General features: G+C 72.2%; 11 protein-coding genes. 4 read left to right on the top strand and 7 right to left on the bottom strand.

Translation table 11 applies throughout. The features are described from left to right. The first annotated feature begins 17 nt into the window (after positions 1 to 17). Together GGG17_RS05810 and GGG17_RS05815 are read left to right on the top strand one after the other, a co-directional pair. A complete protein-coding gene (locus GGG17_RS05810; protein ID WP_195849127.1) occupies positions 18 to 2,906 on the top strand; it encodes a DEAD/DEAH box helicase in 2,889 nt (962 codons plus the stop codon). A 184-nt stretch (positions 2,907 to 3,090) separates the two neighbouring features. Next, positions 3,091 to 3,966: a DUF3152 domain-containing protein gene (locus tag GGG17_RS05815; protein WP_154592823.1), complete on the top strand. Its 876-nt coding sequence runs from the start codon at positions 3,091 to 3,093 to the stop codon at positions 3,964 to 3,966. A 12-nt stretch (positions 3,967 to 3,978) separates the two neighbouring features. Here the strand turns inward: GGG17_RS05815 and GGG17_RS05820 are convergent, their stop codons facing one another. Next, positions 3,979 to 4,935, bottom strand: coding sequence for a 5'-3' exonuclease (locus GGG17_RS05820; RefSeq protein ID WP_230082733.1), 957 nt, complete (start codon positions 4,933 to 4,935; stop codon positions 3,979 to 3,981). An 80-nt stretch (positions 4,936 to 5,015) separates the two neighbouring features. Here GGG17_RS05820 and GGG17_RS05825 point away from each other — a divergent pair, with 80 nt between their 5' ends. Next, the gene (locus tag GGG17_RS05825; protein ID WP_154592824.1) at positions 5,016 to 5,561 is read left to right on the top strand and encodes an Lrp/AsnC family transcriptional regulator; all 546 of its coding nucleotides are present in this window, start codon (positions 5,016 to 5,018) and stop codon (positions 5,559 to 5,561) included. On the opposite strand, the gene ybaK is transcribed toward GGG17_RS05825, so the two are convergent. The 6 genes from ybaK to GGG17_RS05855 form a co-directional block, all read right to left on the bottom strand. Further along, the gene (gene ybaK, locus GGG17_RS05830; RefSeq protein ID WP_154592825.1) at positions 5,539 to 6,027 is read right to left on the bottom strand and encodes a Cys-tRNA(Pro) deacylase; all 489 of its coding nucleotides are present in this window, start codon (positions 6,025 to 6,027) and stop codon (positions 5,539 to 5,541) included. The two genes, GGG17_RS05825 and ybaK, sit on opposite strands and share 23 nt — an antisense overlap. A gap of 127 nt (positions 6,028 to 6,154) precedes the next feature. Further along, complete coding sequence (catC, locus tag GGG17_RS05835; protein ID WP_154592826.1) at positions 6,155 to 6,445, bottom strand: muconolactone Delta-isomerase; 291 nt, start codon at positions 6,443 to 6,445, stop codon at positions 6,155 to 6,157. A gap of 49 nt (positions 6,446 to 6,494) precedes the next feature. Then, entirely contained in the window at positions 6,495 to 7,367 is an 873-nt protein-coding gene (gene catA, locus GGG17_RS05840; protein ID WP_154592827.1) for a catechol 1,2-dioxygenase, read from the bottom strand. Positions 7,368 to 7,485: 118 nt separating this feature from the next. Further along, the gene (locus GGG17_RS05845) at positions 7,486 to 8,634 is read right to left on the bottom strand and encodes a mandelate racemase/muconate lactonizing enzyme family protein (protein ID WP_154592828.1); all 1,149 of its coding nucleotides are present in this window, start codon (positions 8,632 to 8,634) and stop codon (positions 7,486 to 7,488) included. Then, positions 8,631 to 9,545 carry a LysR substrate-binding domain-containing protein gene (locus GGG17_RS05850; protein ID WP_154592829.1) on the bottom strand — a complete coding sequence of 305 codons (915 nt, stop codon included), beginning with the start codon at positions 9,543 to 9,545 and terminating at the stop codon, positions 8,631 to 8,633. Before GGG17_RS05850 ends, GGG17_RS05845 begins: the two co-directional genes overlap by 4 nt. A 394-nt stretch (positions 9,546 to 9,939) precedes the next feature. Beyond that, positions 9,940 to 11,382: a KamA family radical SAM protein gene (locus tag GGG17_RS05855; RefSeq protein ID WP_154592830.1), complete on the bottom strand. Its 1,443-nt coding sequence runs from the start codon at positions 11,380 to 11,382 to the stop codon at positions 9,940 to 9,942. 88 nt (positions 11,383 to 11,470) lie between these two features. On the opposite strand from GGG17_RS05855, the gene kdd reads away from it, so the two are divergent. Beyond that, on the top strand, positions 11,471 to 12,580 hold the full coding sequence (kdd, locus tag GGG17_RS05860) for an L-erythro-3,5-diaminohexanoate dehydrogenase (RefSeq protein ID WP_154592831.1): 1,110 nt from the start codon (positions 11,471 to 11,473) through the stop codon (positions 12,578 to 12,580). The last annotated feature ends 1 nt before the right edge of the window (position 12,581 follow it).

Genomic DNA, 12,581 nt, shown 5'->3' on the forward strand with positions numbered 1-12,581 from the left:
CGCGTAGCCTGCAGGGCATGGCGCAGCACCCACATCTGGACACCTTCACCGCGAGCTTCCCGTTCGAGCTCGACGCGTTCCAGCTCGAGGCCTGCGCCGCCGTCGAGGACGGTCACGGGGTGCTCGTGGCCGCGCCCACCGGCGCCGGCAAGACGATCGTGGGAGAGTTCGGCGTCCACCTGGCGCTGGCCACGGGACGCAAGGCCTTCTACACCACTCCCATCAAGGCGCTATCCAACCAGAAGTACCACGACCTCGTCGCCCGTCACGGCGCCGACCGGGTCGGCCTGCTCACGGGCGACTCGTCCGTCAACGGCGAGGCCCCCGTGGTCGTCATGACCACCGAGGTCCTGCGCAACATGCTGTATGCCGGGAGCACCTCGCTGCACGACCTCGGCGTCGTCGTCATGGACGAGGTCCACTACCTCGCCGACCGGTTCCGCGGCGCCGTGTGGGAGGAGGTCATCATCCACCTGCCCCAGCCGGTGCAGGTGATCTCGCTGTCGGCGACCGTGTCCAACGCCGAGGAGTTCGGTGCCTGGCTGGGGACCGTCCGCGGCGACACCGCCGTCGTCGTGTCCGAGCACCGACCGGTGCCGCTGTGGCAGCACATGATGGTCGGACGCGAGCTGTTCGACCTGTTCGTCGACGACGGCGGCGCCATCCTCGGCAAGGACCGCGACTCCCACAACCGGATCACCGACGAGATCGTCAAGGTCAACCCCGACCTCGTGCAGCGGTTGCAGTCCCTGGAGCGCGCGTCCTACGCCGCCGGGCGAGGGATGCGCAGCACCAGCCGGGCCAACGACCCCTGGGGCTCGCGCGGTCGCGGGCGCGGTCGCGGGGGCGCCGACTCGGGCCGACCCCGCGGGGGTGGGCCGCACGGCCCGTCGGGTGGCGGCGGCGAGGGGATGGGTGGCGGCGCGGGCGCGGGTGCGCGGGGCAGCCGTCCCGGCGGCGCGGCCTCGCGGGCCGAGGTCATCGCGCGGCTCGACCGCGACGGGCTGCTGCCCGCGATCACCTTCATCTTCAGCCGAGCCGGGTGCGAGGGCGCGGTGGCCCAGCTGCTCGCGCAGGACGTCCGGCTCGTGCCGCCCGAGGAGGGACGGCGCATCCGCCGCACCGTCGAGGAGCGCATCGCCGGGGTCGCCGACGAGGACCTCGGGATCTTGGGCTACCACGACTTCGTGGAGGCGCTCGGCCGGGGGTACGCCGCGCACCACGCGGGGATGCTCCCGACCTTCCGCGAGATCGTGGAGGAGCTGTTCACCGCCGGGCGGATCCGTGCCGTCTTCGCCACCGAGACGCTCGCGCTCGGCATCAACATGCCCGCCCGCACCGTGGTGCTCGAGAAGCTCGTGAAGTTCAACGGCGACGCGCACGTCGAGCTCTCCCCGGCGGAGTACACCCAGCTCACGGGGCGCGCCGGACGCCGCGGCATCGACGTCGAGGGGCACGCGGTGGTCGTCTGGTCGCGCGGCATCGACCCGCTGGCCGTGGGCGGCCTGGCGTCGACCCGCACGTACCCGCTCAACTCGTCCTTCCGCCCGACGTACAACATGGCGGTCAACCTGGTGGAGCGGGTCGGGCGCGCCGAGGCCCGCGACATCCTCGAGACGTCGTTCGCGCAGTTCCAGGCCGACCGCGCCGTCGTCGGACTCGCCACGCAGGTGCGCCGCAACGAGGAGGCCCTCGACGGCTACCGCGAGGCGATGACCTGCCACCTCGGGGACTTCGAGGAGTACTCCGCGCTGCGCGAGCAGATCCGCCAGCTCGAGAAGTCCATGGCCCGCGAGGGGTCCTCGTCGCGGCGCGCCGAGATCGAGCAGTCGCTGGGGGACCTGCAGCCCGGCGACGTCATCTCGCTGCGCGAGGGCCGTCACACCGGCATGGCGATCGTCGTCAACGCCAACACCGCGGGCCGCAACAACCCGCCGACGCCGCTCGTGATCAACGCCGACGGGCGGGCGCGACGACTGACGGTCCACGACGTCGACGCGCCCGTGCGTCCCGTCACTACCCTGCAGCTGCCCCGCAACTTCAACGCCCGCAACACCAAGATGCGCAAGGACCTCGCCTCGACGGTGCGGGCCAAGGTGCCCTACGAGCCGCCGCCGCGCGGCAGGGGGAAGCGGTCGGCAGGCGACGAGAGCGGCTCGGCATCCGCTGGGGAGCAGGCGGTCGCCTCGCTGCGGCAGCGGATGAAGGCCCACCCCTGCCACCAGTGCCCCGAGCGCGAGGACCACGCCCGCTGGGCCGAGCGCTACCACCGGCTCGAGCGTGAGACGCACGGGCTGCGGCGCAAGGTCTCCGGCCGCACCAACTCCGTGGCCCGGCAGTTCGACCAGATCTGCGACCTGCTGTCCGAGCTCGGCTACCTCGACGCCGCCGGGGAGGCGGTCACCCCGAGCGGTCAGATGCTGCGACGCCTCTACTCCGAGAAGGACCTCCTGGCCGCCGAGTGCCTCGCCCACGGTGTCTGGCAGCGGCTCGACGGGCCCTCGCTGGCCGCGGTCGTCTCCGCCCTGGTCTACGAGCCGCGGCGCGACGAGAGCGACCCCAACCCGCGCACCCCGGGCGCCGACGTCGCCGAGGCCTACCAGCAGATGGTGCGGCTGTGGGCCACGATCGCCGACCGAGAGGCCGCCGCGCACCTGCCCGAGACCGGCCAGCCGGACGGCGGCATGCTCTGGTCCGTCCACCGCTGGGCCTCGGGCCAGGCACTCGAGGTGTGCCTGCGCGACTCCGACATGGCGGCGGGCGACTTCGTGCGGCGGTGCAAGCAGGTGGTGGACCTGCTCGGCCAGGTCGCGACGTGCGCCCCCCAACCCGCCCTGGCCGCCACGGCCCGAGCGGCGATCGACCTGGTGATGCGCGGCGTCGTCGCCGCCGACCGCCTCGACTGACCTACCGGGGGTAAGGGCATCGACCGGCCTTCGTCCCCCAGGTCGATGAGCCCGCCGGGGGTAGGAGCATCGACCGGGCTTCGTCCGCCAGGTCGATGATCCCGCCGGGGGTAGGAGCATCAGCCGGGCTTCGTCCGCGGCGTGGCACAGACCCAGGCCCACCGGACCTGCCTAGCCTGAGCACGTGACAGCCCCGAAGACGCCCGCGCCCCGCCGGCCGGCGCTCCGCCTCACCCCGCGTGGCAGGGTCGTCCTCGCGGTTCTCGGCCTCGTGGTCGTGCTCGCGCTCAGCCTGCTCATCCGCAGCTGCACCGCCAAGCCCGCCGGATCCGCCGCGCCCAGCATCACCACCCCGAGCGCCGGCACCCCGGGCACGCCGGCCACCACCACCGCCGCGTCCACGTCCGGCGCAACGAGCACACCTGCCGCCACCCGATCCTCACCGACCACCGCCTCGCCGAGCGGCGCCACCAGGTCGGGACCCCGGCAGGCCGAGGGCGGCGGCATACGACGCTCGGGAACCACGGGCGACGGCACCTGGACGGCGGCCCCGACCGCGGTCAAGCCCGCGCGGCAGACCCCCACCGTCCACCGGTATGCCGTCAAGGTCGAGCGGGGCACCGGCATCGACGCGGCGGCGGCGTCACGCGAGATCGCCGGAGTCCTCAACGACCCTCGCGGGTGGATCGGCTACCGGGGGGCATCGTTCGAGCTCGTGCCGGACGCCCATCAGGCCGAGTTCACGATCCATGTCGCGTCGCCCCCGACGACCAACCGCATGTGTCTGCCCCTGCAGACGTTGGGCCTGTGGAGCTGCCGTCACGGCGACGACGTGATCCTCAACTCCGACCGCTGGACCCTGCAGACGCCGTCCTTCACGGACGTCGCGGCCTACCGCGCGTATCTCGTCAACCACGAGGTGGGGCACTTCCTCGGCCACGGTCACCGGCAGTGCGGCGGCAAGGGGCAGGTCGCACCGGTCATGATGCAGCAGAGCAAGGGCCTGGCTGGCTGCACCCCGAACCCGTGGCCCACCGCTGGCGAGCTCAGCGCACCCTGACGGATCGCGGGGTCAGATGATGTGCAGGGCCGACAGCACCCGGGTGAAGCTCGACGCCACGCCCAGCTCGTCCGCCACCGCCGACATCAGCCGCACGTCCGCCACCTCGGTCGGCAGCCGCAACGAGTCCAGCGTGACCCCCGGCAGTGGCGCGTCGTGGGCGACCCGCACGACGCGCGGCGCCACGTCGAGGTAGGCCGACGCCTCCTCGAGCCGGGCCCGGCGGGCTCCCCTGATGGCGGGGTCGCCACCGTCGACGGCGGCTCGGAGTGCGGGCAGGTCGCCATACTGCTGGATCAGGGCCGCGGCCGTCTTGTCGCCGATGCCCTGCACGCCCGGGAGACCGTCGCTGGTGTCGCCGCGCAGCACCGCCATGTCGGCATAGGCGGCGCCGGTCGCCACCCCGTGCTTGGCGGCGAGATAGGCCTGGTCGATCACGTCGGCGTCCCGCACGCCGCCACGCGCGGTGTAGACCACGCGCACCCCCGACTCGTCGTCGACGAGCTGGAAGAGGTCTCGGTCGCCGGTGACGACGTCGATGGGAAGCTGGCGACGGTGCCGGTGGACCAGTGTCCCGATGACGTCATCCGCCTCGTAGCCCGCCGCGCCGACTCGCGAGATCCCTATCGCCGCCAGGGAATCAATGATGACAGGCACCTGCGGGACCAAGGCCTCGGGGGTGGCCTCGGAGTCCGCGGACCCGGCAGCGAGGCGGTGGGTCTTGTAGGTCGGGATCGCCGCCACGCGGAAGGCCGGACGCCAGTCCTCGTCCCAGCACGCGGCGAGGTGAGTGGGGGCATGGGTCGTGACCAGCGTCGCCACCATGTCCAGGAAGCCCCGCACGGCGTTGGACGGCGGCGAGTCCGGGGTCTTGCGGCGATCCGGGACGCCGTAGAAGGCCCGGTAGTACAGCGACGCCGCGTCGAGCAGCATGAGACGAGAGCTCGCAGAGTAGGGAGGCGGCGTCATGGGCCCAGTCTGCCGGATGGCGGCGGACTCGGTGGCGCTCCCCTCCGGCCGGGACCGTGTGCGGCAGCTAGTGTTGCGGGATGGAGACTGTCGACCAGCAGATCGTCGCGCACCTGTCGCGGGACGGCCGCATGTCCTACACCGACCTCGGCAAGGCGACCGGCCTATCCACGTCGGCCATCCACCAGCGGGTGCGGCGGCTGGAGGAACGCGGGGTCATCACCGGCTACCGCGCGACGATCGACCCGGACGCGGCGGGGCTGCCGCTCGCGGCCTACATCTCCATCGCGCCGCTCGACCCGACCGAGCCGGACGACATCCCCGACCGTCTGCGCGACGTCCCGGCCATCGAGGCGTGCCACTCGGTGGCGGGCGACATGTCCTACCTGCTCAAGGTGCGCGTCGCGACGCCGCACGAGCTGGAGGAGCTGATCGCGCTCGTGCGCTCCCGCGGCAACGTGTCGACGCGCACCACGGTGGTCCTGTCGACCTCCTGGGAGGGGCGGTCGGCGAGTGCAGGCCGTATGCCGGTCCGCGCTGCGGCCGATCCCGCGGCGGCTGCTCCCGCGGGAGCGGGGGCAGGCTCGGTCGAGGCCGACGGCGTCAGCGAGCGATCGGCGCCGTGACGGCAGCGGTCACCGCCACGAGGTCGGACGGCGCCAGCTCGAGGTCGACGCCGCGCCGTCCACCGCTGACCAGCACCGTCGCGTGCGCGGCGGCGGAGTCGTCGAGCACCGTGGGCAGTGCCCGCCTCTGACCGATGGGGCTGATCCCACCCACCACGTAGCCCGAGCTGCGTTCTGCTGCAGCCGGATCCGCCATCGTCGCGCGCTTGACGCCGAGCGCGTGGGCGATGGCCTTGAGGTCGAGCCGTCGGTCGACGGGGACGATGCCCACGGCGAGACCGGAGCCCGTGTCGACGAGCAGGGTCTTGAGGACGCGGGCCGGGTCGACGCCCAGGGCCTCGGCCGCCTCCAGCCCGAACGACGGCGCCGCCGGGTCGTGCTGGTAGGCCCGCACCTCATAGGGCACATCCGCCCGGTCCAGCGCGATGGTCGCGGGGGTGCCGGATGAGGCGTGCTTGCTGGCCATGGCCTCACTGTATGCCGCAGCCGCCCGCTGCCTCACGGGGCGGCAGGCGACGGGCGGGCGGCATACGGCCCGAAAACCCGCCGGGGGCGGGATCATGAGCCTGGCGAACGAACCCCGGCTGATGCCCTTACCCACGGTAGGTGTGGATGTCGGAGGGGTGCGTGGCCAGCGGCGTGACCTCGACCGTCATGTACGCGAACAGCGGGAGGTTCCACAGGATCTCGTGGAGCCGCTCGTTGCTCTCGACGTCGAAGACCGAGATGTTGGAGTACTGGCCAGCACACCGCCAGATGTGCCGCCACTCACCACCGCGCTGCAGGTCCTGGGAGTACGCCTTCTCGCGGGCGAGGGTGGCGTCCCGCTCGGCCGGATCCAGGTCGTGGGGGATCGCGACGTCCATCTTCACGGCGTACAGCATGGTGTGCTCCTTGGTGCAGGTGGTGGGTGGTGGCAGGGTCGAGGCTGGCTCAGGCGCGGACGGGGTCGATCACGAAGTCGTAGTCCACGACCTTGCCCTGGCCGTCGGCGGCCGGCCTGGGGTCGAGCATGAGCTCGGGCTTGACGGACGTGGCGATGTCGTCCTCGTTGTGGGGGTCGCCGGGGAAGTAGAGCTGCGCGGTGAGCAGCTCGTGGTCGGGCGCCGAGACCTTGAGGTGCATGTGGGCGGGGCGCCAGGCGTGCCAGCCCGCGGCGGCGATCAGCTTGCCGCAGGCGCCGTCGGTGGGGATCTGGTAGGGAGCGGGGATGATCGAGTGGATCTCGAAGCGGCCCTCGTCGTCGGTGGTGAAGGTGCCTCGGAGGTTCCACTCGGGCAGGCCGGGAGCATACTGGCTGTAGTAGCCGCCCGCGTCCGCGTGCCACAGCTCGACCTTGGCGTGGGGGAGGGCGGAGCCGTCGGTGGTGCGCACCTGACCTTGGAAGGTCAGGGCCTCGCCGGGCTCGTCGTCGCGCATCGGGATGGTGCCGTGCGAGCCCTGCTCCGGGGAGTCCGGGACGTAGTACGGACCCTCGATGGAGCCCTTGTTGCCCTGGCGGTGATCGGTGTTGACGTCCTCGACGACGTGCTCGAACCACACGTCGAGAAGGAGCGGCCACTCGCCGTCCTCGCCGACCTGGATCAGCCAGGACTTGAGGACGTCGTACTCCTCGTAGGTGAGGCGGTGCTTGCGGATGACCTCGTGGAGGGCCTCGATGGCCTCGGTGGCGATCGCGTCGACGCGCTCCTGCGGCACCTCGAGGGTGCGCTGCTTCTTGCGGAAGGCGGCGGTGGCGTTGGCGCCGGAGTCGGCGGCGCGCGCCTGGAGCGTGGTCGGGGTGGGCTGGGTGGTGTCGGTGCTCATGATCTCTCCTTGGGGTGGCATCGGTGCCACCGGTCTGTGGTGTGCGGTGCGGGTCGTGCTGGCGGGTGGCGGTGGGGCGGTGGTGCCGTGCGGTCAGAGGCCGTATGGCGCCCCGCCGTCAGAGGTCGACGCGGTAGTGCTGGAGCTTGTCCTCGTCGACGGTGACCCCGATGCCGGGGCGGCCGCTGACGGCGAGGGTGCCGTCGTGGATCTGCAGGGGCTCGGCGAGCAGGTCGTCGCTCATGTCGAGGAAGTTGGACAGCTCGCCCGCGCGGCGGGTCGTCGCGTCGTAGGCCGAGCCGAAGGCGACCGCGCACGCGGTGCCCAGCTGCCCGTCGATCTGGTTGCCGATCACGACCTCGACCCCGAGGCCCTGGCACTGGTGCAGGACGCGGCGGGAGTCGGTGAAGCCGGTACGGGCGGTCTTGATGCTGATGGCGTTCGCGGAGCCGCCGAGCAGCTCGCGCGTCACCTCTCCGGGGGTGGTGGCGCTCTCGTCGGCGACGGTGGGGATGGTGGTGCGGGACGCCAGCCAGCGGCGACCGAGCACGTCGTCGGCGGGGCACAGCTCCTCGGCCAGGGTGAGGTCGAGGTCGGACATCGCGTCCAGGGCGCGGGCGGCCTCGGACGGGGTCCATCCGCGGTTGCCGTCGACGTAGAGCTCCACCGCGTCGCCGAAGTGCTGGCGCAGGGCCCGGCACACGTCGACGTCCAGGCGGAAGGGGCGACGCCCGACCTTGACCTTGAAGGTCGTGATGCCGTACGTCGAGCGCATGCGCTCGGCCTCGTCGACCATGGCCGCCGGGTCGGCGAAGCCCAGCATGTGACTCACCCGCATGCGGTCGGCGTAGCCGCCGAGCAGCTCGGTGACCGGGCGCCCGAAGGCCTGGCCCACGACGTCCCACAGGGCCATGTCCAGGGCGGCCTTGGCCGTGGGGTTGCCGACGGTCCGGCGCAGCCGGGCGTGGATCCGCTCGCGGTGCAGCGCGTCGGTCCCGACGACGGCCGGGGCAAAGATCTGGGAGATGACGGCGACGATCGAGGCCTGGGTCTCGCCATACGTGAACGGACGAGACGGAGCCTCGGCCACGCCCACGAGGCCGCCCGCGGTGCGCACCCGGACGAGCACGTGCTCGGCGACGCTCACCGACCCGCTGGCAAAGGCCAGGGGCTTGCGGTAGGGGATGGCGAAGGGAATGGTCTCGACCTCGGTGATGGTGAGGTTGGCGCCGGGCGCAGTGGACGCAGTGGCTGGGAGGGCGGTCATCGGGGGGCCTTCCGATCGGGGTCGGCCTGCAGGAGGTCGTGCTCCTCGAGGGTCTGCACGAAGGCCTCCACCAGGGGGTTGGGCTGGTCGGCGCGCCACGCGAGCGCCAGGTCGACGGTCGCGGTGCCGGGCAGGTCGGCAAAGGTCACGCCCTCCAGGCCGGAGGCGCGGGTCGAGGCCGGGACCAGGGCGATGCCGAGGCCGCCGGCCACGAGGGACAGCAGGGTCGACATCTCGGTGACCTCGTGCTCGATGGTGGGGTAGAAGCCGGCGTCCAGGCAGGTGCGGACCACGGCGTCGGTCACCACGGAGCGTGCGCTCGGCGCCAGGACGACGAAGGACTCCTCGACCAGGGCGTGGACGGTGACCTCCGGGTCGTCGACGAGGCGGTGGCCCGACGGCAGAGCGAGCACGAGGGGCTCGCGGGCGACCAGGCGAGTGGTCAGGCGGTCGTCGCGGACGGGCAGGCGCAGGACACCGACGTCGATGCGACCCGCGTCGAGGTCGTGCACCTGCTGCGGCGTGAGGCGGTCGGTCTGGATCTGCAGGCCGACCCCCGGCATACGGGCCTTGACCAGGGCAGCCATGCGGGGGAGGTAGCCGTAGGTCGCCGACCCGGTCAGCGCGATCCGCAGGACCCCTACCTGGCCGCGGGCGATGCGGCGGGTGCGCTCCACGGTGTCGTCCAGCGCCGCGAGGATGCGCCGGGCGTCGGCCACGAAGACCTCGCCGGCCGGCGTCAGCGCGACGGTGCGGGTGGTCCGCTCGAACAGCTCGACCTGGAGCTCGTCCTCGAGCTGGCGGACGGCCTGGGACAGCGGCGGCTGGGAGATGTGCAGCGAGCGCGCGGCGCGGCCGAAGTGACGTTGCTCGGCCACGGCGACGACGTAGCGCAGGTGCCGCAGCTCCATCGGTGACCTCCTCGTCGGTGAGGGCAGTGCGTTCGCTCCCTCGCCACGGTAGGGCGGCCCGATTGATCTACACAAATACCCGTTCACGCCTCATTGATAGGCATCAGGTGTCAATCGCTCCCTGGGTCAAACCTTGGGCAGATGACCGGGGCGAGGCCCCTCGGACAAGGGCGGCAGTGGTCTGGAGCACGCGGCCAGACCGCCTCTGCCGCAGCGCAGTCCGTGCCGACGACGCCACAGGAGGAACCATGCCGCACCCCACCGGCACCCAGAAGGGAAGCACTTCTTCGAGGGCGGCTGGATCTACCTCGCCCACGACTCGCAGGTGGCCAAGCCCGGCGACTACTTCACTACCTACAGGGGTAGGGGTGGGCGGGGACAGCGGGAGGGGCGCTCAGACCAAGGAGGCGGTGCGCGAGGCCGCCGCGGCAGCGAGCTCCGCGGCGTGCGCAGCGGCCACGGCACCCTCGTCGCGCTGCTCGCGCCACCAGCGCTGCCCGCTCTCGGGGAGGGTGTAGATCGGGTCGTAGTAGGCGTAGTCCGTGCTGGTGACGTCGACCTCCTCGCCCTCGATCGACGTGCGGTAGTTCTTGCGCCACAAGGAGATCCCGCGCTCGCGGTCGTACTCCTCGACCTGGTGCACCCACCGCTTGCCGACGAACGGCACGTCGCAGACGATGCGCGGCGTCGCGAAGCCGGGCAGGTATCCCATGATCGCGTGCTGCAGCTGCTGGGCCTCGGCGAGCGACAGCCGCCAGTGCTCGCTGAACGGGATCATGTCGCACATGTAGAAGTAGTAGGGGTTGATCGCCGCCTCGTCGCGCATCGTGAAGCACAGGTCGAGCAGGGCCTCGGGCGAGTCGTTGATGCCGCGCATCAGCACGCCCTGGTTGCGGATCGACCGCACCCCGGCCTCGTGCATCAGCCGGGTGGCGTGGGCCACCGAGGGCGTGAGGGACTGGGCGTTGTTGATGTGCGTGTGGACGGCGAGCCCGACGCCGCGGCAGGCGGCGGTCCACGACACCCGTCCGAGGCCCTCGACCACGTCGGGCGCCGACCAGTGCTGGGGCAGGCCCATGAGCGCCTTGGTGGCGAGGCGGATGTCGCGGATGTTGTCGATCTCCAGCAGGCGCATGAGGAAGGACTCGAGGTTCTTCCACGGCATGTTGGCGACGTCGCCGCCCGAGACCACGACGTCGCGGACCTGCGGGGACCCCTTGAGGTAGTCGATCATCGCGTCGAGCCGGTCGACGGGCTTGCCGGCGAGCTTGAGCTTGGTGACCTGCGCCGTGGAGTTGCCGACGAGGTCCATGCGCGTGCAGTGGCCGCAGTACTGCGGGCAGGTGGGCAGCAGCTCGGCGAGCACCTTGGTGGGGTAGCGGTGGGTGAGGCCCTCCGCCACCCACATGTCGGCCTCGTGCAGGGAGTCCCGCGAGGCGTGGGGGTGGCTCGCCCAGTCCGTGCGCCGGTCGGAGTACACCGGGAGCATGTAGCGGCGGACCGGGTCTGCGAGGAACGCGGCGCTGAACTCCGCTCCCGCCGCCGGCATGGGGGCGTCGACGGCCGGGACCATGGTGTTGAGCATCTGCGGCGGCACCAGCATCGACATGGTGGCCCGCTCGGCCTGGTCGCGCTCGAGGTCGGCGTAGACCTCCTCGGTGAGCAGGTCGCCCATGAGCTCACGCAGCTGCCGGACGTTCTTGACGCACCGGGTGCGCTGCCACTGGGCGCTCGCCCACTCCTTGTCGGTCACGTCGCGCCAGCCCGGCAGCCGCCTCCAGTCGGGCTCCACGAGCTCGCGCCGACGGTAGACGTATGGTTGCTCCATCGCACTCATGACCCCTACGGTAGCGGAGAGTTTGCGGCCTGCAACAGTATGGTCAACAGGTTTTGCACCATCACCCATCTCAGAGTGGAGAATCGGTATGCACAATGCGCACGTCACGCGTCCCCGCGCAGCTGCCGCCACGCCCCCTGCGACCGGCGCCTCGCCATTCGGCCTGCACCGGGTGATCCTCGGCCCCGGCGAGCGACCCGCACTGCCGCAGGCCGCCCGGCGGCTCGACGACCGGCCCGAGATCTGGCCCGACGAGGTCCGCGTGTGCGTGGAGACCCTCAACCTCGACGCCGCGAGCTATCGCCAGCTCCGGGGGTCGTATGCCGGGAGCGCCCTGCGCCAGGCGGTGCTCGACATCGTCGGCGAGCGCGGCAAGATGCAGAATCCCGTCACGGGGTCCGGCGGCATGCTGATCGGCACGGTGGACGAGGTCGGCCCAGAGAGCCCGCTCGGGCTGCGGCCGGGGGACCGCGTGGCCACCCTGGTGAGCCTGTCCCTGACGCCGCTGCGGATCACCGACGGGCTCGCCCGCTGGGACGGCGAGGACGAGCGGATCCCGGCCGAGGGCCACGCCATCCTCTTCGGCCGCTCGATCGCCGCGGTCCTGCCCGACGACCTCGACCCCGAGCTCGCGCTCATGGTCATGGACGTCTGCGGCGCCCCCGCGCTCGTGGACCGCGTGGTGCGGGAGCACCGGTCGCGCACGGGGGCGGCGCCGGACGTGCTCGTCCTCGGCGGCGCGGGCAAGTCGGGCTCCCTGTCGCTCGCCGCCGCACGCCGGGCCGGAGCAGCCCACCTCACCGCGGTCGTCCCCGTCCAGGTGGAGGCGGACCTGCTGTCGGGCACGACGCTCGCTGACGACGTCGTCCTGGCCGACGCGCGAGACCCCCTCGGGCTCCTCGATGCCGTCGAGACCGCCCACGGCCCGGCCGACGTCACGGTCGTGTGCGTGGACGTGCCGGGCTGCGAGCACCCGTCCATCCTCGTGACCCGCGACGGCGGGACGATCGTCTACTTCTCCATGGCCACCAGCTTCAGCGCCGCCGCGCTCGGCGCCGAGGGCCTGGCGGCCGACGTGCGCATGCTCGTGGGCAACGGCTACACCCCGGGGCACGCGGCCCTGGCGCTCGACCTGCTGAGGTCCGACCCGTCGGTGCGCGCGTTGTTCGAGGGGCGTCTGGCGCCCCGGGCACACTGAC

It is taken from the genome of Arsenicicoccus cauae, assembly GCF_009707125.1.
Classification (GTDB): domain Bacteria; phylum Actinomycetota; class Actinomycetes; order Actinomycetales; family Dermatophilaceae; genus Arsenicicoccus; species Arsenicicoccus cauae.

What these genes read in the sequence shown, in the direction of transcription:
- GGG17_RS05820 (WP_230082733.1), bottom strand. Translation starts at nt 4,935, where the DNA reads ATGACGCCGCCTCCCTACTCTGCGAGCTCTCGTCTCATGCTGCTCGAC.
- GGG17_RS05855 (WP_154592830.1), bottom strand. Translation starts at nt 11,382, where the DNA reads ATGAGTGCGATGGAGCAACCATACGTCTACCGTCGGCGCGAGCTCGTG.
- GGG17_RS05845 (WP_154592828.1), bottom strand. Translation starts at nt 8,634, where the DNA reads ATGACCGCCCTCCCAGCCACTGCGTCCACTGCGCCCGGCGCCAACCTC.
- catA (WP_154592827.1), bottom strand. Translation starts at nt 7,367, where the DNA reads ATGAGCACCGACACCACCCAGCCCACCCCGACCACGCTCCAGGCGCGC.
- kdd (WP_154592831.1), top strand. Translation starts at nt 11,471, where the DNA reads ATGCACAATGCGCACGTCACGCGTCCCCGCGCAGCTGCCGCCACGCCC.
- catC (WP_154592826.1), bottom strand. Translation starts at nt 6,445, where the DNA reads ATGCTGTACGCCGTGAAGATGGACGTCGCGATCCCCCACGACCTGGAT.
- ybaK (WP_154592825.1), bottom strand. Translation starts at nt 6,027, where the DNA reads ATGGCCAGCAAGCACGCCTCATCCGGCACCCCCGCGACCATCGCGCTG.
- GGG17_RS05825 (WP_154592824.1), top strand. Translation starts at nt 5,016, where the DNA reads ATGGAGACTGTCGACCAGCAGATCGTCGCGCACCTGTCGCGGGACGGC.
- GGG17_RS05810 (WP_195849127.1), top strand. Translation starts at nt 18, where the DNA reads ATGGCGCAGCACCCACATCTGGACACCTTCACCGCGAGCTTCCCGTTC.
- GGG17_RS05850 (WP_154592829.1), bottom strand. Translation starts at nt 9,545, where the DNA reads ATGGAGCTGCGGCACCTGCGCTACGTCGTCGCCGTGGCCGAGCAACGT.